At 52.4% G+C, this 21,514-nt stretch carries 15 protein-coding genes; 5 read left to right on the top strand and 10 right to left on the bottom strand.

Annotated elements, in window-relative coordinates:
* Window positions 1-136: 136 nt before the first annotated feature.
* Window positions 137-4,042 carry a phosphoribosylformylglycinamidine synthase gene (gene purL, locus ACSF8X_RS05890; protein WP_500850906.1) on the bottom strand — a complete coding sequence of 1,302 codons (3,906 nt, stop codon included), beginning with the start codon at window positions 4,040-4,042 and terminating at the stop codon, window positions 137-139.
* Window positions 4,043-4,422: 380 nt separating this feature from the next.
* Between purL and mltF the strand changes: the two genes are divergently transcribed.
* Window positions 4,423-5,979, top strand: coding sequence for a membrane-bound lytic murein transglycosylase MltF (mltF, locus tag ACSF8X_RS05885; RefSeq protein WP_500850905.1), 1,557 nt, complete (start codon window positions 4,423-4,425; stop codon window positions 5,977-5,979).
* 240 nt (window positions 5,980-6,219) lie between these two features.
* Window positions 6,220-6,342 (top strand): hypothetical protein, encoded by a 123-nt coding sequence (locus tag ACSF8X_RS05880; RefSeq protein WP_276203181.1) that lies wholly within the window; start codon window positions 6,220-6,222, stop codon window positions 6,340-6,342.
* A 43-nt stretch (window positions 6,343-6,385) separates the two neighbouring features.
* On the opposite strand, the gene tadA is transcribed toward ACSF8X_RS05880, so the two are convergent.
* Complete coding sequence (gene tadA, locus ACSF8X_RS05875) at window positions 6,386-6,943, bottom strand: tRNA adenosine(34) deaminase TadA (RefSeq protein WP_500850904.1); 558 nt, start codon at window positions 6,941-6,943, stop codon at window positions 6,386-6,388.
* Window positions 6,944-7,002: 59 nt separating this feature from the next.
* Entirely contained in the window at window positions 7,003-7,875 is an 873-nt protein-coding gene (locus ACSF8X_RS05870; protein WP_047878833.1) for a LysR family transcriptional regulator, read from the bottom strand.
* A gap of 207 nt (window positions 7,876-8,082) precedes the next feature.
* Between ACSF8X_RS05870 and ACSF8X_RS05865 the strand changes: the two genes are divergently transcribed.
* Both ACSF8X_RS05865 and fghA read left to right on the top strand, forming a co-directional pair.
* Entirely contained in the window at window positions 8,083-9,213 is a 1,131-nt protein-coding gene (locus ACSF8X_RS05865; RefSeq protein ID WP_500850903.1) for an S-(hydroxymethyl)glutathione dehydrogenase/class III alcohol dehydrogenase, read from the top strand.
* A 62-nt stretch (window positions 9,214-9,275) separates the two neighbouring features.
* Entirely contained in the window at window positions 9,276-10,121 is an 846-nt protein-coding gene (gene fghA / locus ACSF8X_RS05860) for an S-formylglutathione hydrolase (RefSeq protein ID WP_500850902.1), read from the top strand.
* 68 nt (window positions 10,122-10,189) lie between these two features.
* Here fghA and ACSF8X_RS05855 read toward each other — a convergent pair whose 3' ends face one another.
* The 3 genes from ACSF8X_RS05855 to guaB all read right to left on the bottom strand — a co-directional run bounded on the left by ACSF8X_RS05855 (window position 10,190) and on the right by guaB (window position 15,322).
* On the bottom strand, window positions 10,190-11,749 hold the full coding sequence (locus ACSF8X_RS05855; RefSeq protein WP_500850901.1) for an AbgT family transporter: 1,560 nt from the start codon (window positions 11,747-11,749) through the stop codon (window positions 10,190-10,192).
* A gap of 411 nt (window positions 11,750-12,160) precedes the next feature.
* Window positions 12,161-13,744, bottom strand: a complete 1,584-nt coding sequence (gene guaA / locus ACSF8X_RS05850; protein WP_500850900.1) for a glutamine-hydrolyzing GMP synthase — start codon at window positions 13,742-13,744, stop codon at window positions 12,161-12,163.
* A 114-nt stretch (window positions 13,745-13,858) separates the two neighbouring features.
* Complete coding sequence (guaB, locus tag ACSF8X_RS05845; protein WP_047878838.1) at window positions 13,859-15,322, bottom strand: IMP dehydrogenase; 1,464 nt, start codon at window positions 15,320-15,322, stop codon at window positions 13,859-13,861.
* A gap of 254 nt (window positions 15,323-15,576) precedes the next feature.
* Here guaB and xseA point away from each other — a divergent pair, with 254 nt between their 5' ends.
* Window positions 15,577-16,929 (top strand): exodeoxyribonuclease VII large subunit, encoded by a 1,353-nt coding sequence (xseA, locus tag ACSF8X_RS05840; RefSeq protein WP_047878839.1) that lies wholly within the window; start codon window positions 15,577-15,579, stop codon window positions 16,927-16,929.
* 65 nt (window positions 16,930-16,994) lie between these two features.
* Here the strand turns inward: xseA and ACSF8X_RS05835 are convergent, their stop codons facing one another.
* The 4 genes from ACSF8X_RS05835 to bamB form a co-directional block, all read right to left on the bottom strand.
* Window positions 16,995-17,237: a zinc ribbon domain-containing protein gene (locus tag ACSF8X_RS05835; protein WP_047878840.1), complete on the bottom strand. Its 243-nt coding sequence runs from the start codon at window positions 17,235-17,237 to the stop codon at window positions 16,995-16,997.
* Window positions 17,238-17,640: 403 nt separating this feature from the next.
* Window positions 17,641-18,519, bottom strand: coding sequence for an alanyl-tRNA editing protein (locus ACSF8X_RS05830; RefSeq protein ID WP_500850899.1), 879 nt, complete (start codon window positions 18,517-18,519; stop codon window positions 17,641-17,643).
* A gap of 154 nt (window positions 18,520-18,673) precedes the next feature.
* Window positions 18,674-20,170 (bottom strand): ribosome biogenesis GTPase Der, encoded by a 1,497-nt coding sequence (gene der, locus ACSF8X_RS05825; protein WP_047878842.1) that lies wholly within the window; start codon window positions 20,168-20,170, stop codon window positions 18,674-18,676.
* A gap of 178 nt (window positions 20,171-20,348) precedes the next feature.
* Window positions 20,349-21,506, bottom strand: coding sequence for an outer membrane protein assembly factor BamB (bamB, locus tag ACSF8X_RS05820; RefSeq protein ID WP_500850898.1), 1,158 nt, complete (start codon window positions 21,504-21,506; stop codon window positions 20,349-20,351).
* Window positions 21,507-21,514: the final 8 nt, after the last annotated feature.

Here is a 21,514-nt window from a genome sequence, read left to right as displayed (position 1 = left end):
CCGCCTCCTGTGCTACCCCTTACCCAGCAATATCAGATTAATCACAGTCTTGACATAATGGCGAGGAAAACACGCACAAAACAAAAAAAACCGCTACCAAGAGCGGTTTTTTTGTTCAATCATCAATCTGGCCGGATTAACCGATATTAACCCTTGCGTTACGGAACATCCGCATCCACGGGCTGTTTTCGCTCCAATCATCCGGGTGCCAAGAGTTGGCCACGGTACGGAACACACGCTCAGGGTGCGGCATCATAATCGTCACGCGACCATCCTGGGTCGTCAAGCCGGTAATACCGTTCGGCGAACCATTCGGGTTGGCAGGATAATTCTCGGTAACTTTACCGTAATTATCTAAGTAACGCAGGGCAACCGTTCCCGACTGCTCGATAGCAGCCAAATGCTCACCACTGCGCACCTCGACACGGCCCTCGCCATGAGAAACGGCTATCGGCATCCGCGAGCCTACCATTCCGTTGAAGAACAACGAATCACTCTGCTGTACTTCCACCAGGCTGAAACGGGCTTCGAATCGCTCAGACTCATTGCGAACAAAACGAGGCCATAGCTCGGCACCCGGGATCAGCTCGCGCAAATTCGACATCATCTGACAGCCATTACAAACCCCAAGGGCAAACGTGTCATTGCGGTGGAAGAAGCGCTCGAACTGCTCACGAGCCATATTGTTGAACAGAATAGACTTCGCCCAACCTTCACCGGCCCCCAGCACATCACCATAAGAGAAACCGCCACAGGCTACCAGGCCGTTGAAGCCATCCAGCTGTACCCTGCCCGACAGAATATCGCTCATGTGGACATCTTTGGCATCAAAACCTGCACGGTCAAAAGCTGCTGCCATCTCGACATGGGAGTTGACCCCCTGCTCGCGCAGGATTGCCATTTGCGGCTTGGCACCTGTCGCAATATATGGCGCAGCAACATCTTGGTGAATATCAAAACTCAGCGCCACATTCAGGCCAGGATCGGCAGGATCCTGTTTAGCCTCGAACTCCTGCATCGCCCCCGCCGGGTTATCCCGCATAGCCTGCATCTGGTAAGTCGTTTCTGCCCAGATGGTACGCAGCTCGGTACGGCTCTGCTCCAGCACACGGTCATTGCCGTTCCAAATACGCAGCACGTCTTCATCGACAACCGTACCAATCACATGACTGCACGCCTCAAGGCCATACTGGGCCAATACCGTCAGCACCTTATCCAAATCATCGGTACGAACCTGAACCACCGCACCCAGCTCTTCGCTGAACAGTGCCGCCAATATGTCTTCGCATTCATCGCCGCCAGTCGTATTCAGATCAACTTCAACCCCGGTATGACCGGCAAAGGCCATCTCGGCCAATGTTGTGTAGAGGCCGCCATCACCGCGGTCGTGGTAGGCCAGCAACTTGCCATCACGCAGCAAGGACTGAACGGCCTCGAAGAAGCCCTTGAGCAACTCAGGACTCTCTACATCTGCCGGCTTATCACCGAGCTGCTTGTAAACCTGAGCCAAGGCCGTTGCACCAAGACGGTTCTTGCCGCAGCCAAGATCGATCAGCAGCAGGGTCGAATCCCCCTTATCAGTTCGCAATTGCGGCGTCACTGTCTTGCGCACATCCTCTACCCGGCCAAACGCGGTAATCACCAAGGACAGCGGCGACGTCACTTCCTTCTGCTCGCCATTCTCTTCCCACTTGGTTTTCATCGACATCGAGTCTTTGCCAACCGGGATCGTCAGACCCAGCGCCGGACAGAGCTCCTCGCCAACCGCCTTCACAGCCTCGTACAAACCCGCATCCTCGCCGGGATGACCCGCCGGAGACATCCAGTTGGCCGACAGTTTGATACGCTTTAGATCACCGATATCAGAACAGGCGATATTGGTCAGTGACTCGCCCACCGCCATACGGGCAGAAGCGGCAAAGTCAAGCAGGGCAATCGGCGTTCGCTCGCCCATCGACATTGCCTCACCGTGATAGGTATCGTAGCTCGCTGCGGTCACGGCACAGTTGGCTACCGGCACCTGCCAAGGGCCAACCATCTGATCGCGGGCAACCAGACCGGTCACGGTGCGGTCGCCGATAGTGATCAAGAAAGTCTTCTCGGCCACGGCTGGCAGGCGCAACACCCGGTGGGTCGCCTCTTCTATCTCGATGCCGCGTCGGTCAAGGGCGAACCCCTCGGCTTTCTGGCTTGTCACATCGCGGTGCATTTTGGGCGGCTTGCCGAGCAAGATATCCATCGGCATGTCGATCGGGGTATTGTCGAAATGGCTGTCTTCCAGTGTCAGGTGGCGCTCTTCGGTCGCTTCGCCAACAACAGCATACGGGGCACGCTCACGCTGACAAATAGCGTCAAAGATCGCCATGTCCTCGGCGGCTACCGCCAATACATAGCGCTCCTGCGATTCGTTGCACCAAATCTCAAGCGGACTCATTCCCGGCTCATCATTGGGCACATCACGCAGCTGGAAACGGCCGCCACGCTCACCATCGTCAACCAGCTCCGGCAGGGCGTTGGAAATACCGCCTGCACCGACGTCATGGATAAAGGCGATCGGGTTAGCGTCTCCCATCTGCCAGCAGCGGTCGATCACTTCCTGACAACGGCGCTCCATCTCAGGGTTCTCGCGCTGGACCGATGCAAAGTCTAGATCTTCAGCAGACTGGCCGGAGGCCATCGACGAGGCCGCTCCGCCACCCAGGCCGATATTCATCGCTGGGCCGCCAAGGACAATCAGCTTGGCCCCCACCGGGATCTCCTTCTTCTGGACATGTTCGGCACGGATGTTACCCATACCGCCCGCAATCATGATCGGCTTATGGTAGCCACGGATCTCCTCGCCATTATGGGACGTCACTTTTTCTTCGTAAGTACGGAAATACCCCAGCAAGTTGGGACGACCAAACTCGTTGTTGAATGCCGCTCCGCCCAACGGGCCTTCCAGCATGATATCCAAGGCATTAACAATGCGCCCCGGCTTGCCGAAATCGCTCTCCCACGGCTGTTCGAAATCAGGGATACGCAGGTTAGACACCGTAAAGCCGACCAAGCCCGCCTTCGGCTTGCCACCGATACCGGTCGCGCCCTCATCGCGGATCTCACCGCCAGAGCCCGTCGACGCTCCCGGCCACGGAGAAATGGCGGTCGGGTGGTTATGGGTTTCCACTTTCATCAAAATGTGGGCATCTTCCTGATGGTAGTTGTACTGGCGCGAGTCCGGATCCGGGAAGAAACGGCCGACCTTGGAGCCTTCCATCACAGCCGCGTTATCCTTGTACGCCGAAAGCACATAATCACTGTTCTGCTCAAAGGTATTCTTGATCATCTTGAACAGCGACTTGTCCTGCGCGATCCCATCGATAGTCCAATCGGCATTGAAGATTTTGTGGCGGCAATGCTCGGAGTTTGCCTGAGCGAACATCATCAGCTCGATGTCATTCGGGTTGCGCCCCAGCTTGGTGAAGCTCTCCACCAGATACTCAATCTCATCGTCAGCCAAAGCCAAACCAAGAGTAACGTTTGCATCCTCAAGCGCTTTGTAGCCGCCAGCAAGGATATCAACACAGCCTACGGGGGCGGGCTCAGCCTGGGCAAACAATGCAGCGGCATCGTTCATATCAGCAAAGACAACTTCCATCATCCGATCATGGAGCAGTCCTTTGAGTGCCTGCAACTGTATCGCACTTAACTCGGCAGAGGTTTCGATATAATAAGCTGTACCGCGCTCAAGACGCTTAACTTGAGCCAGACCGCAATTGCGGGCGATATCGGTAGATTTGGATGACCAAGGGGAGATCGTGCCCGGACGCGGAGTAACCAGCAGCAATAAACCGACTGGTTCATGTTCTGCAATCGTCGGACCGTAAGTGAGCAAGCTGACCAGTTTGCTTTGCTCGTCGGCACTTAACGGTGCAGACAGGTGGGCAAAGTGCATGAACTCAGCATAAATACCTGTGACTGGGAGCTCCAATTCGCGGCAACGAGCCTGTAGCTTATTGATACGAAACTCAGACAGTGCGGGTGAACCACGCAAAATTTCCATGTGCGTACGTCTCTCGATTAGCAGTTGAATGAAGGTGATATTGGCCTAATCCCCCGGTAAGTCACCGGGACAATCACGTCAATCTCACCTCGTTCGTCCCTGTTCAACATCCAACCTACTGCTGACGGGGCGTAGTATAAGGGAAAAAAATTTGTGACGTAACTCTTGACGCAACCGTTTGCGTCTTTTTTTTTCAATCCGCGTCAATTTCCCTGTCAAGTACTATGGACAGCAAGCACTTTTACCGTTGGGTGTTCAAAAAACAACCATGTGCGTATGCCGAAATCCTATCTTTGGCACGAAATTGATGCCGCATTGTTTTGAGGTTGAGGCCAGCTTTGGTATAAAGAACGCCCTAGTATTACAAAGAGCATGTTGCGTTGAGCATTATCCAACCAAGACGTTATTTCAAACATATCATGGCCTTGCTAGTTAGCGTGGTAATGTTAAGTGGCTGCCTGTGGCAAGAAGAGCCGCTGACAGACCTCGAACGCATCCGGCAAAGCGGTGTCTTGCGGGTAGGCACCCTCAATAACCAGCTGTCTTTTTATATCGGTAACGAAGGGCCAACAGGCCTTGATTACGAGCTGGCCCGCCGCTTCGCCGACAAACTGGGCGTAAAGCTGGAAATGAAACCAATGCTCAGCCTGGCTGGCATGTTCCCTAGCCTCAAGCGAGGCGATGTCGACATTCTGGCATCCGGACTGACCATGACCGATGAGCGTCTTGCGGAATTTCGCGCTGCACCAGCCTATTATTATGCCAGCCAAAAAGTGGTCTACAAAAAAGGCCAGTGGCGCCCGCGCGATATTAAAAACTTGGCAGAAAGCAAAGGCCGCCTGGTCGTCGCCCAAGGGTCGAGCCACGAAAAGACCCTCATTGCCCTGAAAAAGACATACCCAGATCTGACTTGGGAAAGCGCCGAGGAGATCGACACCGATGAACTGCTGCGCCAAGTGGCTATCGGCAACATTGATTACACTATGGCCGACTCGGTTGATATCGCCCTTAACCAGCGTATCTACCCTGATATCACCACGGCACTCGAACTGACCGAGGACGAGCCTATTGCCTGGTTTGTCAACCAGCGCCCCGACGACAGCCTTTATGCCCTGCTGATCGAATTCTTTGGTGAAATCCAGCAAAGCGGCGAACTGGCCAAGCTCGAAGAAAAGTACTTCGGTCATGTCGACAAGTTTGACTATGTCGATACCCGCGCCTTCCTGCGAGCTGTCGAGGGCAAGTTACCTAAATGGGAAGGGCTATTCAAACAATATGCCAATGAGTTTGACTGGCGACTCATTGCCGCCCTTGCGTATCAGGAATCACACTGGAATCCAAAAGCGGTATCACCGACCGGGGTACGGGGCATGATGATGCTGACTCTGCCAACAGCTAAATCCGTTGGCGTTACCAACCGCCTTGATCCTGAGCAAAGCATCCGCGGCGGGACTGAATACCTGCGCAAGATGATCAACCGGATCCCGGACAGTGTCGAGACCCATGAAAAAGTATGGTTTGCCCTTGCTTCGTATAATGTTGGCTTCGGCCACCTAATGGATGCACGCCGCCTAACTAAAGCGCAGGGCGGAAACCCTGATGCGTGGAGCGATGTCAAACAGCGCCTGCCATTACTACGCCAGCGCAAGTTCTACCGCCAGACCCGCTATGGTTATGCACGCGGCGACGAGGCATTGAACTATGTCGAGAATATTCGCCGCTATTACCAGAGTATTATCGGCTATGAACAAACACACAGCCAGCAACCGCAGCAAGAAGAAGTCAGCCTAGTGGATGGCCTACATACCATCACCCCAACGCCAATGCCGCAAGTCAAGGTCATCACCCAAGAGGCACAGGCAGACATTCCTGCACTCACACCGCTGCCTAAGCCAGAGCGACATTCCCACTTCTATTCCACCAGCCACAACCAATAGCTGATCGGTTATCCCAAACAGCCTGCCCAGCAGGCTGTTTCTTTTTCAGCTCAAATCACAACCACTCGCAACGCCAATGGCAACAGCCATAAAATAAATGTGACAGCCCTCGCCTACACCGGCGCGATTTTCAATGATACTAATGCCATAGCCTTCTGGGGCTCTTCCCCAACGCCTTCATTTAACAACAATAAACACGGAGGTATGATGCGTTTTTCCAGAAAAAGAACCCTGCAGGGAATGCGAAAGCATAGCGGGAAATCATCCATTCGCCGCAAGCGCCATGCAGCCAACAATCGTAAGAAAGTCCTAGCCCGCCATCGTCGCTATACCGTTGCCACCATGCCCTGCTCTTCTCGATAAACAGGATGTAAAAAGGGCCGCTATCGTAGCGGCCCTAACATATCTATGGTTTGCGATGCGTACCGGAAAACCCGCCCTCATCGTCCAGTCCTGACTCGGCAACCCGCCTCGCCTGCTTCTCTGCTTTCTTTTCGGCCCTGCGGCGTTTGAAAAAAGCCTGAAGCTGGGCACGGCACTCATCTGCCAGCAAACCCGACTCAATCTCGACATGATGGTTGACCTGTGCATAGCTCAACAGGTTCATAATGCTGCCGGCCGCGCCGGTCTTGAGATCATGAGCACCAAACACCACCTTACCAATACGGCTGTGCACCATAGCACCGGCACACATTGGGCAAGGTTCGAGAGTGACATACATCACGGCATCAATCAGGCGGTAATTCTGGATCACCTTGCCCGCTTGGCGCAACGCCATGATCTCGGCATGGGCCGTTGCGTCGTGCTGGGTAATTGAACGGTTCCAGCCTTCTCCGACCACCTGCCCCTGATAGACGACAACAGCACCAACCGGTACCTCCCCCTCAGCCTCGGCCTTGGCTGCCAGCACCATTGCCCGGCGCATATAATCTTCGTCTGTGTATAGGGGCTTGTTACTGGTCATCGGTACGAATATCACTGCTGTTAGTTAGGTTAAGCGCGGGATTATAACGCAACTCCGTGCTATGCCCCACATGCCTTGGCCAAATGATCCACCAACAGGCGAACTTTTGGCGATAGGTGACGGTTGTGCGGGTACAGCGCCCAAATCCCCTCTTCCGGCTCTCTAAACGGGGCAAGTATTTCCACAAGGCTGCCGTTGGCCAAATCCTCAGCCACATAATAATCCGGCAATTGAACCACCCCCAGCCCTTTCAGCGCCGCATCACGCAGGGCAAAACCGCTATTACAGCGCAGGTTGCCGCTCACCCGGACGCTACGCTCCCGGCCGGACTCAATAAAATGCCAATGATCGCTATTGCCCACCAAGCAGTTATGCTGGCGCAACTCAGATAACGAATGCGGTACCCCGTATTTTTCAAAGTACATCGGGGCGGCACAGATATACTGGGTTCGGCTCGCCAGTTTTCGCGCCATCATGCTTGAGCTTGACAGTCGCCCAAGGCGAATCGCCAAATCGAAGCCTCCTTCAACCAAATCGACCTGCCGGTTAGTCAGCTCCATCGTCACTTCGACCTCGGGGAACTGGAGCATGAACTCATTGACCAACGGCATCACGAACTGCTCGCCATAGGTCACAGGGGCGGTCATTTTGATACTGCCCTGAGGCGTGTCGCGCCGCTCGCTGATCGCCCGCTCGGCTTCTGCCAGACCATTCATCACCTGCCTGCAATGACGGTAATAAATCGCCCCTTCCTCGGTAACCGATACTTTTCGTGTGGTTCGGTAGAACAGCTTGGTGTTGAGCCGGTTTTCCAACGCGCTCACCTGCCGACTGACCTGGGCCGTCGAAATACCCAGCTGCTTTGCGGCAGCCGTAAAACTCTCGCTCTCCGCCACCGCAACAAATTCAGAGACCCCTTCCCAGACAAACATCACAGCACCATTATTACCAAACAGAAAAAGTAATTTGCATTTTATGGTAATTATCATTTCTTGTGAAATAAATATACTGCACACATCACAACGGGAACGAGAACTAAAACATATCTCTGTCTCCCGACATTTTCTCTCCTACTTTTATTAAACAGCCAAAGGTAGGAACAACCGGGCAGTGCCCCATAACAAATAGAGAGAAACAAAATGTCTGAACAATTCATCAAATCACGCGCGGCAATCGCTTGGGGTCCAAACCAGCCTCTTTCTGTTGAAGAAGTCGATGTCATGCTACCAAAGAAAGGCGAGGTACTGGTTCGCATCATCGCCACCGGCGTTTGCCATACCGATGCCTTCACCCTGTCTGGTGATGATCCTGAAGGGATCTTCCCTGCCATTCTTGGCCACGAAGGCGGCGGTATCGTCGAAATGGTCGGCGAAGGCGTAACCAGCGTTGAAGTTGGCGATCATGTGATCCCTCTTTACACCCCTGAGTGTGGCGAGTGTAAGTTCTGCAAATCAGGTAAAACCAACCTATGCCAGAAGATCCGCGAAACACAGGGCAAAGGCCTGATGCCTGACGGTACAACCCGTTTTTACAAAGACGGCCAGCCAATCTTCCACTACATGGGCTGCTCGACATTCTCTGAGTACACGGTACTGCCTGAGATCTCACTGGCAAAAGTGAACAAAGAAGCACCGCTTGAAGAAGTCTGCCTGCTGGGCTGTGGCGTAACTACTGGTATGGGTGCGGTACTAAAAACAGCCAAAGTACAAAAAGGCGATACCGTTGCCGTTTTCGGTCTTGGCGGGATCGGCCTATCGGCAATTATCGGTGCGACCATGGCTGGTGCCAGCCGTATCATCGGTGTTGATATCAACGAGAGCAAATTCGAGCTTGCCAAAGAACTGGGCGCAACTGACTGCATTAACCCGCAGAAATTCGACAAGCCTATCCAAGAGGTGATTGTCGAGATGACCGATGGCGGCGTCGATTTCTCATTCGAGTGTATCGGTAACGTCAACGTTATGCGCTCGGCACTGGAATGCTGCCATAAAGGTTGGGGCGAATCTGTCATCATCGGCGTAGCTGGTGCGGGCCAAGAGATTTCAACCCGTCCATTCCAACTGGTAACCGGCCGTGTATGGCGTGGCTCAGCCTTCGGTGGCGTAAAAGGCCGTTCTGAACTGCCTGAAATCGTCGACCGCTACATGGCGGGTGAATTCAAGCTGGATGACTTCATCACCCATACTATGGGTCTTGAGGGAATCAACGAAGCCCTTGACCTGATGCATGAAGGCAAGAGCATCCGCACCGTGATTCACTACAACAAGTAATCCTCCATTCTCTATTTTTCAGGGAGCTGGCAACAGCTCCCTGTCTCGTTACAGGCGACCTTATGAGTATTGAAAATATCAGTTGGAACAAGAGCTTCGGTGGATGGCACAAACAATATAGCCATTACTCCGAAGTGCTTGGCTGTACCATGCGCTTTGCGATATTCCTTCCGCCCCACATTACCCGTGGCGACAAGGTTCCCGTTCTCTACTGGTTGTCGGGGCTGACCTGCACCGACGAGAACTTCATGCAAAAAGCCGGGGCGCAACGTTTGGCGGCCGAGCTGGGGATCGCCATCGTCGCCCCGGATACCAGCCCGCGCGGCGAAGACGTCCCCGATGATCCGGAGGGTGCGTATGACTTCGGCCACGGTGCGGGTTTCTACGTCAACGCCACCGAGGCCCCTTGGAACCGCCACTACCGGATGTACGATTATGTACTGGAAGAACTGCCAGCACTGATCGAAAGCCACTTCCCGGTCAACAACAAGCGGTCGATCAGCGGCCACTCCATGGGCGGCCACGGTGCCTTGATGCTTGCCCTGCGCAATCCATCACGCTACCAGTCTGTCTCGGCCTTTAGCCCCATTAGCAATCCGACCCAATGCCCTTGGGGCAAGAAGGCCTTTGCTAGCTACCTCGGCTCAGATAAGACCTGCTGGGAACAATACGATAGCGCCTTGCTGATGAGGAACTCCGCCCAACCGGTTCCGGCTCTGGTCGATCAAGGTGACCAAGATGACTTCTTGGCCGAACAGCTCAAACCAGAGACCTTAGTGGCCAGCGCCAAAGCGGCTGACTACCCGCTGGAGCTACGGATGCAAGAAGGTTTTGACCATAGCTACTACTTTATTGCCAGCTTCATTGACGACCACCTGCGCTTCCACGCTCAGCACCTGTTGGATTAACTGTCCCTACCACCCATAAAAAAACCCGCTCTTTCGAGCGGGTTTCGACAATGCTACAAGGATCCAGATTACATCGTGTAAGTGTACGGAGCCTGAATACCTAGAGGAATACCAATTGCCCAGTAAACCAGTAGGAAAATAGTCCAACCAACCAACATCGCAATGGAATACGGCATCATCATAGATGCTAGCGTACCGATACCTGCGCTCTTCACATAACGCTGCATGTAAACCACCACCAGCGGGAAGAACACCATCATTGGAGAAATGATGTTAGACACAGAGTCACCTACACGGTAAGCGGCTTGAGTCAGCTCAGGAGAAATACCTACCGCCATCAGCATCGGTACCATGATTGGGCCGATCAGTGCCCACTTCGCAGAGGCAGAACCCACCAATAGGTTGACCGATGCCGTTAGCAGAATCATACCAACGATAGTGATCTGACCTGGCAAGTTCATCGCCTGTAGCAGCTGAGCGCCGGACAGTGCCAGTAGCGTACCGATATTAGATTGAGTAAACGCAACAAGGAATTGGGCGATGAAAAATACCATCACCATAAAGCCAGCCATACCCGCCATCGTGGTAGACATGGCCTTAATCACGTCTTGGCTCTGCTTGAAGGTACCTGCAACTTTACCGTAGATAATGCCCGGGATAACAAACAGGATGAAAATCAACGGTACGATAGATTGCATCACAGGAGCATTAAATGCCGCGATTTCACCAGACGGGGAACGTAGCGGCGATGACTCAGGGATAAGAGCGACCACCAACAATGCGATACCCGCAATCATTGACCAACCCGCACGAGAGAATGCTTTCGATTCAAGTTCAGTAAATGAACCCATATCAGGAGCTTCTTCAGCGTCTTCGTCAATCGCTACTTTGGATAGGCGAGGTTCAACAATCTTATCTGTGATATACCAGCCAATTGCAACGATGACGAATGAAGATAGCCCGGTGAATATGATGTTTGCCAGAGGGTTAACAATATAGTCAGGATCCATAATCCGCGCCGCCTCTTGCGTAAAGCCAGCTAGCAGAGGATCGATACCCGATGGAATGAAGTTGGCAGAGAAGCCACCTGATACACCGGCAAATGCAGCCGCAATACCCGCCAGAGGATGACGGCCAGCAGCGTGGAAGATGATACCACCTAGTGGAATAACCAGTACATAACCCGCATCGGCTGCTGTGTGTGACACAATCGCCACCAGAATCAGCATAGGAGTCAGTAGTTTAACTGGCGTAATATTCAGCATTTTCTTAAGGCCAGTATTGATAAAGCCGGATGCTTCAGCAACACCTACCCCCAGCATCGCAACAAGTACAATTCCCAGAGGTGCAAAACCGGTGAAGTTTTTCACCATATTGGCAAGGAAACTCGCCATAGACTCACCGGTAAGTAGATTCTTAATTTCTACTGCCTGCTGAGTCACAGGATGAACCAGACCAAAATCAAATTGTGATAGTAGTGCGGAAAGGACCCAAACTAGGACCAATCCCCAAAAGAATAAAAGGGCTGGATCTGGAATCTTGTTACCGACACGTTCAATGCCATTAAGAAATTTGTCCATCGCACTCGGCGGTGTGTCCGGTGCCTTATTTACTGCTTGATTACTCATGGGAACTCCATGGTTATTGATGATGTTGTTAGTTTGCGGTGCTGTAATAATTATTTATCCGCCGCTATTCCCATGTTACCCACATAGAAAAACCGACAAGGATTGTAATGAAAAGATCAAAAGAAAACGCATGTTCATCTAACTAATAACAAAATACTACTAGACCATTTTGTAAGGGGATATTAATACGAAACATCCTAAAAACATATAACTCACAACAACAACAAAAGTCAGCAACGGAATTTTCAACTAACTTTGCGAGTAAAGATACAAAATGCTCGTTACCGTCAACATCACTTTCAATCAACAACAGTCAAATATCCTAGCAATCTGGTAAAGTGTAGACGATAAAAAAGGGTCCCTAACGGGACCCTTTTTACAACCAGAATGATAATCCTCACACGGAGAATCTTATTCCCACTCGATCGTTGCTGGCGGCTTGCCTGATACGTCGTATACCACGCGGGAGATACCGTCTACTTCGTTGATGATACGGTTGGATACCTTGCCCAAGAACTCGTAAGGTAGGTGAGCCCAGTGCGCAGTCATAAAGTCGATCGTCTCTACCGCACGCAGCGATACAACCCAATCGTACTTACGACCATCGCCCATCACGCCTACAGAACGAACCGGCAGGAACACGGTGAAAGCCTGAGAGACCTTGTTGTACAAATCCGCTTTGTGCAGCTCTTCGATGAAAATAGCATCGGCGCGGCGCAGCAGGTCACAGTACTCTTTCTTCACTTCACCCAGCACGCGAACACCTAGGCCCGGCCCAGGGAACGGGTGGCGGTATAGCATGTTGTAAGGCAGGCCAAGCTCAAGGCCGATCTTGCGAACCTCATCTTTGAACAGCTCTTTAAGCGGCTCGACAAGGCCCATCTTCATATCGTCTGGCAGGCCGCCCACGTTGTGGTGCGACTTGATAACGTGTGCCTTGCCTGTCTTAGAAGCAGCAGACTCGATCACATCAGGGTAAATCGTACCCTGTGCCAGCCACTTGGCGTTTTGCAGCTTCTTCGACTCTTCGTCAAACACTTCCACGAACACGCGACCGATGATCTTACGCTTGGCTTCAGGCTCATCAACTCCTTCCAGTGCCGACAAGAAGCGCTCTTCCGCATTAACATGAACAATGTTCAGGCCGAAATGGTCACCGAACATATCCATTACCTGCTCGCCTTCGTTCAAGCGCAGCAGGCCGTTGTCAACGAATACACACGTCAATTTGTCACCGATTGCACGGTGAACCAGCATCGCCACAACGGATGAATCAACACCACCAGACAGGCCAAGGATCACCTCGTCGTCACCAACCTGCTCTTTGATACGGGCAACGGCATCTTCGATGATGTTCTCTGATGTCCACAGCTTCTCGCAGCGGCAGATATTAAGGACGAAGTTTTCGATAAGGCGCATACCCTGACGAGTATGGGTTACTTCCGGGTGGAACTGAACGCCGTAGAAATGCTTAGCTTCATTGGCCATTGCTGCGTAAGGACACGTTTCGGTCTCTGCAACCTTGACGAAGTCAGATGGGATTTCAACCACTTTATCGCCGTGGCTCATCCATACGTCAAGCAATGCCGTACCGTCTTCGGCAATAGCGTCTTCGATATTGAGCAGGAAGTCTGTTGGTTCTACCACACGCACCTGCGCATAGCCGAACTCTCGCTCGTTTGAACCGGCAACCTTACCACCTAGCTGCTCAGCCATTGTCTGCATGCCGTAGCACACACCGAATACTGGCACACCGGCTTCGAATACATACTGAGGAGCGCGAGGAGAACCTTCCTCAGTCACGCTCTCTGGACCACCTGATAAAATAATACCGTTAGGGTTGAACTCGCGGATATCCGCCTCATCAACATCCCAGCTCCACAGTTCGCAGTAAACACCGATTTCGCGAATACGACGGGCAATTAGCTGCGTGTACTGAGAACCAAAGTCCAGGATCAGAATACGCTGGTCATGAATATTTGTGGTAGTGGTCATTTCGAGCTGTCTCAAGAATTTATTAAAAGGTGGGGGCTAAAATCGCCCCCAATCTTATACAAGTTTCGCAGTTAGGCAAACGTTTTCGCCACCCGTTGGTACGGGCGGTTAAAATTAACCCATACGGTAGTTTGGCGCTTCTTTGGTAATGGTCACGTCATGAACATGTGACTCTTTCATACCAGCACCGGAGATACGTACGAACTCCGCCTTGGTGCGCAGCTCTTCGATGGTAGCCGAGCCAGTCAAGCCCATGCTTGAACGCAGGCCGCCCATTTGCTGGTGTACGATCTCTTTCATGTGGCCTTTATAGGCAACACGGCCCTCGATACCTTCCGGTACCAATTTGTCAGCCGCATTGTCAGACTGGAAATAACGGTCAGAAGAACCTTTGGACATCGCACCCAGCGAGCCCATACCACGGTATGACTTGTAAGCGCGGCCTTGGTACAGCTCCACTTCACCCGGGGCTTCTTCGGTGCCGGCAAACATCGAGCCGACCATCACACACGATGCACCGGCAGCAATCGCCTTACACATATCGCCAGAGAAACGGATACCGCCATCGGCAATAACAGGGATACCGTATTCATCAGCCACTGCGGCCGCATCGGCAATCGCTGTTACCTGAGGAACACCAACACCGGTAACAATACGGGTCGTACAGATTGAACCTGGGCCAATACCGACTTTCACAGCACTTACGCCAGCTTCAATCAGAGCACGGGCACCTTCAGCTGTTGCCACGTTGCCGCCAATAATAGGCAGGTTAGGGTAAGCATTGCGGGTTTCGCGGATACGATTCAGAACACCTTCTGAATGGCCATGAGAAGAGTCAATCAGCAGCACATCGACACCGGCTTCAACCAGCGCCTTAACGCGGTCTTCATTACCCGCGCCCGCGCCGACTGCCGCACCGACACGCAGACGACCAAATTCGTCTTTACAAGCGTTTGGCTTGCGCTCTGCTTTCTGGAAGTCCTTGGCGGTGATCATGCCGCGCAGCTGGAAATCGTCGTTAACCAGCAACACTTTCTCTACGCGGTGCTGCTGCATGATTTGCTCGACTTCCTCGCGCGATGCGCCTTCTTTGGCTGACGCCAACTTGTCCTTCGGTGTCATCACCTCTTCGACTTTAAGCGACAGATCTGTCACGAAGCGAACATCACGGCCAGTAATAATACCAACCAGCTCGTTGTTATCCGACACAACCGGGTAACCGGCAAAGCCGTTTTCCAGTGTCAGGCGCTTCACATCTTCAATCGTATTGTATGGCTTGACTGTTACCGGCTCAGAGACAACGCCCGCTTCGAACTTCTTCACCATGCGTACTTCGCAGGCCTGCTGTTCGATAGACATGTTCTTGTGGATAAAGCCGATACCCCCTTCCTGCGCCAGGGCAATCGCCAGGCGGCCTTCGGTTACTGTATCCATCGATGCAGAAATCATCGGAATATTCAGCGAAATATCTTTCGTCAGGCGGGTGCGCAGATCGGCAGTGTTAGGTAGAACGGTAGAATGGGCTGGAACTAGTAGAACATCATCAAAAGTCAAAGCTTCTTGTTTGATTCGTAACATTGCAATATCTCACACCAGAGTGGGTTGAAAGGATGTATAAAATATTGCGGTCGAATTATACGCACGGTGCAATCGTTTGGCTAGTAATTTTTTAATTTTTTTAATTGACTTTTTCTTCTTGATGTGTAGTATATTTCGGTTAAGTTTCCGGTGCTGCGGTCGGCATTTTTCGACCAAGATCTGTCCATAGATCTGCCCAAACTCCGCCATCCGCGCAATACCGCCCATCTCCCCCACAACAGGTAGCTTGCCGCTTGAGCCTTTTCAACCAACAATCCCAAGCCAATGACCGGATCTATACGGTTTCCAGTTTGAATGCCCAGGTTCGCCTGATCCTGGAAAACGAGATGGGTGTCGTATGGCTGGTCGGTGAAATTTCAAACTTTTCCATGCCCGTGTCGGGGCATTGGTACTTCACCCTCAAAGATTCACGCGCCCAAGTAAAATGCGCCATGTTCAAAGGCAGCAACCGGCGGGTCATGTTCAAACCGGCCAATGGCGCGCAAGTATTGGTCAAAGCGCGGCTGTCGCTCTACGAACCCCGAGGTGACTACCAACTGATCATCGAAAGCATGCAGCCCGAAGGTGATGGCCGCCTACAACAGCAGTTCGAGCAATTGAAGATGGCTCTGGCAGCCGAAGGGCTGTTTGCCCAAACATTGAAAAAACCGCTGCCGGCACAACCTAAACGGGTCGGGATCATTACCTCCCAAACCGGTGCTGCGCTACACGATATCCTCCATGTTCTCAAACGACGCGACCCGAGCTTGCCTGTGGTCATCTACCCAACGATGGTTCAAGGCGAGGGGGCGGCAATCTCCATTGCCCAAGCAATTGGTAGAGCCAACGCCCGCCAGGAGTGCGATGTACTGATCGTTGGCCGGGGCGGCGGCTCGCTTGAGGATCTCTGGGCATTCAACGAGGAAATCGTCGCCCGCACCATCGTCGCCAGCCAAATTCCTATCGTCAGTGCCGTCGGCCACGAAGTCGACGTAACAATTGCCGATTTTGTCGCCGATGTCAGGGCCCCGACCCCCTCGGCAGCGGCAGAGCTGATCAGCCGTGACAGTAACCACCAGCAACAACAGCTTGAACAGCGCTGCCAGCGTTTGCAGCATGCGATAAAAAACCGCTTGGCCAGCCACTCTACCCAGATCTTGCGCCTTCAACACCGGCTAGATCGCCAGCATCCGCAAATCCGGCTGAACCAACAGCAACAGCAGCTTGACGAGCTTTCTGCACGTATGCTCAAGGCAATGCAAGAGCAGCTCAACCGCTACCAGCAGCACATTAACAAACAGCAATACAAGCTGGCACTGCATTCGCCACAGCGCCAACTACAACGGCAAACAGCCCAGCTCGATACGCTCCAACAGCGCCTTAAAACCGCCTTGGACCGCCAGCTGGTCAAGGCCAATCACAAACTGGCACTGGCTGCAGAGAAACTCGAAACCGTCAGCCCGCTGGCAACACTGGCGCGTGGCTACTCCATCACCAAAGATAGCTCAGGACAGGTCGTGCGCAGTGCCGCACAGGTTCGTCCCGGCGATCACCTACTGACTAGCGTCGCCGACGGCGAGATCCATTCTGTCGTCTCTAAATCCTAGCCAATGAAGTAATACCCATAAAAAACGTCACCCCAGTGACGTTTTTTATTATCTCGCAATCACAATCATTGCGCTTCGGCCTGCGGAGCAAAAACTATCTTCACCCGTGACTTTGACTTCAGCTCGTTGCAGCAATGACAAAAATAGCTGGCCGAGCCGCATGCCTGCAATTTTTCCAGCCGCACACCGCACTCATTACAGTAAGCCTCTTTGCGAAATGGCTGCTGGCAAAAATCACAAAAGTACCCCTCCGGCTGCCAAACCAATTCACTTTGGCAATCCGGACAATAATTCTGACTTTGGCTCATCTCTATTTCCTCCTTGAGCGCCAATGGTAGCTATCGTACACCTGTCCCAATCATTTCATTACGGATACAGCGTAAATTAGCACTATCCCGATGATAGACACTGGCGATGATCTTTACTCGATCTCTTGATCAGCGACAAAATACACCGCGATCAGCGATCACCTATCAAAAGAACATTTATCAATACACTTCCCGAAAGCATAAGTTACATATTCTGCATTTCAATTTAATCCGATATATAAAACTGCAACTTCCGAGATCAAACCCAACGATCAAGTATTTTGTAAAATCCACCACACAGATCAACCTATATTCTTGATCACAAGAAGATCTATTGATAAATAACATTAAAAACAAATAGTTAAACTAAATCCATCCTGATTTGTAGATTATCCGGTTCAGATCACGCCACCGATGCTTTTGTCAACATCACCAGCTCCTGCTCACTGGCCGCCACCAGAGAAACCTCCAGCCCAGCATATTCTGCCAAGGAAGTAACATGCGTCCCACCACAGGGGATCTCCACCACGCCCCCTTCGCCTAAATCACATTGCCAGTAACGTGAATCTGTCAACGCCTCCCCCTCTCGGCGGATCACTACCGGCGCACCACTATCGCACCATTGGGCAAGCAGCAAATTGACCTGCTGCTCTATCTCCTGCAGGGCCTCCAGCATCTCAGCCGTATTAAAACCACGCTTACGCAATGTCTTGCCCAAACGATAGGTATCCGTACTCAGATCCTCGGTTACACGGCTCTCACTTTGGGCATAGCTATGGAAATCATAATGACCGAGTTCGTCTTTGCGCGAGGCATCCTTGCGCCAAAATTGTTCATGCAGCACTTTGTTTAGCGCCAATGATGACAGATGACCACCACTATGGCCCCGGCTCAACGCCTGCTGGTAAGCGGCATCTACCTGCAAATGCACCGACGTTCCCGGCGTTAACCCTATACCGGTTCCAATATGGTGAACCACCACAAAAACCCAACCTTCGGTACCACGCTTAACGAAAATATCACTGCCGACCAACAACTTGCCGGTAGCAAGTTCTACCGCTCCGACATGGCATCCCAAAACCGGATGATCAATTCCACCGACCACCAAAGTTCCCTGATCTGCAGGATGATCAGGCCAAATATGGCTCACAGGGTGGAACGGCGTCTGATCTGTCACGATATAGCAACCGGCCCCATTGGCATCAACAGCCAGCTGAACGGTGGCATCACTTTGGTAACAGTGCTCAGGGAACAACACTTTGGTTGCGGTTACAGCGGTCATAACATTCCTTAGTTGTTGGTAGAAAGAGAGAAAATGGCAAGACTTGATCATACACCAGAACAAATCACTGCCAATAGCCGCCCAAATAACAAAATGCAGGCAATAAAAAACCCGGCATCAAGCCGGGCTTTATAGGATATCCGCTCAGGGCAACTTAGTTGTTGCGGTCACGGTTTTTCAGCGCGCTCTCTAGGCGCTTACGCTGACGCTGCTGAGAGATCGTCAGTTTCTGGCTCTTGCCTTCGAACGGGTTATCGCTGTTCTGGAACATGATGCGAATTGGTGTACCCATCATTTCCAGCGTATTACGGTAGTAGTTCATCAGGTATCGCTTGTACGAACCCGGCAATTCGTTCACCTGGTTACCGTGGATAACGATAATCGGCGGGTTGTAACCACCGGCGTGGGCATATTTCAGCTTCACGCGGCGTCCGCGGATCATCGGCGGCTGGTGATCGTCCTGTGCCATCTGCATGATACGAGTCAGCAACGAGGTGCTGATACGCTTAGTCGCAGACTGGTAGGCTTCCTTCACTGATTCATACAGGTGGCCAACACCAGTACCGTGCAGCGCAGAGATAAAGTGAATACGGGCAAAATCAACAAAGCCAAGGCGACGGTCAAGCTCTGACTTCACGCGCTCTTTCACGTCGTTGTCCAAGCCATCCCATTTGTTCACGGCAATCACTAGCGAACGGCCAGAGTTCAGTACAAAGCCCAACAGGCTAAGATCCTGATCCGAGATATTTTCGCGCGCATCAATCACCAGAAGAACCACGTTGGCATCTTCGATCGCCTTTAGGGTCTGGATCACTGAGAACTTTTCAACCGCTTGGTTCATGTTCTTACGGCGACGGATCCCGGCTGTATCAATCAGAACATATTCCTGGCCTTCGCGTTCCATCGGGATATAGATAGAGTCGCGGGTTGTGCCCGGCATATCGTAGACAACCACACGCTCTTCACCGAGGATACGGTTGGTCAGGGTTGATTTACCCACGTTAGGACGGCCAATGATAGCCATCTTGATTGGCTGCTCCTGAAGACGCTTGTACGCTGCTTCAGCATCTGCTTCAGACAGATTAGCCTTCTCGATATCTTCAACCGACGTCAGATCTTCGATCTGCATTTCTTCGTCGCCGCTGGTTTTTTTCAAGTTTTCGGCAAACGGGGCCAGTGCTCGCTCCATCAGCGCGGTCACACCACGGTTCTGGGTTGCGGCAATCTGATACATACCGTCCATGCCTAGCTTCCAGAATTCGGCACAAGCACAGTCGGCATCAATGCCATCAATCTTGTTCACTACCAGGAAGGTTGGCTTGTCACGGCTGCGCAGGTGCTTGGCAATCGCTTCGTCGGCAGACGTCAGGCCGGCACGGCCATCTACCAAAAACAGTACAACATCGGCTTCTTCGATAGCCGCCAGTGACTGCTCGGCCATTTTGGTTTCGACGCCTTCTTCGGTGCCATCGATACCGCCGGTATCAATCACAATAAATTCGTGCTCGTCAAGCTCAGCCTTGCCGTATTTACGATCCCTTGTTAAGCCAGGAAAGTCCGCAACCAGTGCATCCCTCGTACGGGTAAGACGGTTGAATAACGTCGACTTACCCACGTTTGGGCGCCCGACAAGGGCAACAACAGGAATCATAAGTACCTCTTTCTATTCATAGTCTTACTGACATATTTGCCATTCATTCTTGCCTCCAGCCGGTATACACCGCACCTTCAACCGACAATAATATAGCGAATGGACATAACAATAACGGCTCCTGACTGTATCACAGCAGGAGCCGAGAAATTTTAATGGCGCATATTATAGCGACAATTTACGGCATTTGCATTTTGTTAATGCTGCCATCGCGGGTAACCACCAAATAGCCATCATCAAGCTTCATTGGGGGCACTGCGATACCATCACCGCCGACATCCTGCTGGGCAACCAGATCACCGGTATATAGATCAAACCAGTGTACGTAACCTTCAGTATCGCCGACAACCAGGTAACCATCAATTACCGCAGGGGCGCTTAGTAGACGGTGTTCCAGCTGGGAGTTTACCCACAACTCAGTACCACTACGGTTATCCACCGCTACCACATGGTCTTTGTCGTTAACCAAGAACAGCAAATTGCCTGCTACTGCAAAATCGGTGGTCGAGGAGTAGCTGCGCTTCCACGCCGCTTGCCCCGAGCGCAGGTCAATTGACACCAAGTTACCGTTGTAACCCACTGCGTAAAGGCGCTCACCATCAATTACCGGCGATGCATCAACATCAATCAGGCGATCGATTTCCGTCGCACCTTTCGGTGCGCCCAGTGGTTGTTGCCACAGCAGCTGGCCATTGGCCATCAAGGCACCGGCCAGACGGCCGTTGGCCTGCCCCCAGAACACACCACCAGAGATAGCGACCGGCGAGCTGTCACCACGCAGGGTCAAGTTTGGCAATTCGCTACCAAGCTGCCATTTGCTCTCGCCGGTATCTGCATCCAGTGCCTGCAAGATCCCACGGCTGGTGTTGACGATAACCAGGCCTTCATCGACCAGCGGTTTGGCCAGCACTTCGCCTTCAACCGGCTTGCGCCATACCACAGCACCCGTCTCTTCATCGAGAGCGATCACTTCCGCGTTTTCCGAACCAATGAACACCTTGCCGTATGACAAGGTGATCCCGCCGGACAAACGGGCCGTGATATCCCCTTCCAGATCCTGCTCCCAGATCAGCTTACCCGTTGCCGGATCCAGCGCCTTGACCAAGCCAGCACGGTCTGCAACATACAGCTTTCCGTACCCCAAGGCCGGAGACAGCTTGGAAAAGTAATTCCCCACACCGTCACCGATGGAAGAGCTCCATACCTTGACCGGGCTAAACTGGTTTTCAACAGCCGGCAGCGGTGCCATCTGAATCGTATCTTCCTCACTGGCACAGCCGACCAATAGGCCAGCTGCCAAAGCCATGGAGATTGCTTGCTTTAACACCTTCTGCATATCCCTAC

This window comes from Photobacterium panuliri (genome assembly GCF_059920555.1).
The sequence above is the reverse complement of the archived record's forward strand: the minus strand, read 5'-3'. Positions and strand labels throughout refer to the sequence as shown.

What these genes read in the sequence shown, in the direction of transcription:
- ACSF8X_RS05870 (WP_047878833.1), bottom strand. Translation starts at nt 7,875, where the DNA reads ATGTTTGTCTGGGAAGGGGTCTCTGAATTTGTTGCGGTGGCGGAGAGC.
- fghA (WP_500850902.1), top strand. Translation starts at nt 9,276, where the DNA reads ATGAGTATTGAAAATATCAGTTGGAACAAGAGCTTCGGTGGATGGCAC.
- ACSF8X_RS05830 (WP_500850899.1), bottom strand. Translation starts at nt 18,519, where the DNA reads ATGACCGCTGTAACCGCAACCAAAGTGTTGTTCCCTGAGCACTGTTAC.
- bamB (WP_500850898.1), bottom strand. Translation starts at nt 21,506, where the DNA reads ATGCAGAAGGTGTTAAAGCAAGCAATCTCCATGGCTTTGGCAGCTGGC.
- tadA (WP_500850904.1), bottom strand. Translation starts at nt 6,943, where the DNA reads ATGACCAGTAACAAGCCCCTATACACAGACGAAGATTATATGCGCCGG.
- ACSF8X_RS05835 (WP_047878840.1), bottom strand. Translation starts at nt 17,237, where the DNA reads ATGAGCCAAAGTCAGAATTATTGTCCGGATTGCCAAAGTGAATTGGTT.
- ACSF8X_RS05865 (WP_500850903.1), top strand. Translation starts at nt 8,083, where the DNA reads ATGTCTGAACAATTCATCAAATCACGCGCGGCAATCGCTTGGGGTCCA.
- purL (WP_500850906.1), bottom strand. Translation starts at nt 4,042, where the DNA reads ATGGAAATTTTGCGTGGTTCACCCGCACTGTCTGAGTTTCGTATCAAT.
- ACSF8X_RS05855 (WP_500850901.1), bottom strand. Translation starts at nt 11,749, where the DNA reads ATGAGTAATCAAGCAGTAAATAAGGCACCGGACACACCGCCGAGTGCG.
- guaA (WP_500850900.1), bottom strand. Translation starts at nt 13,744, where the DNA reads ATGACCACTACCACAAATATTCATGACCAGCGTATTCTGATCCTGGAC.
- guaB (WP_047878838.1), bottom strand. Translation starts at nt 15,322, where the DNA reads ATGTTACGAATCAAACAAGAAGCTTTGACTTTTGATGATGTTCTACTA.
- ACSF8X_RS05880 (WP_276203181.1), top strand. Translation starts at nt 6,220, where the DNA reads ATGCGAAAGCATAGCGGGAAATCATCCATTCGCCGCAAGCGCCATGCA.
- der (WP_047878842.1), bottom strand. Translation starts at nt 20,170, where the DNA reads ATGATTCCTGTTGTTGCCCTTGTCGGGCGCCCAAACGTGGGTAAGTCG.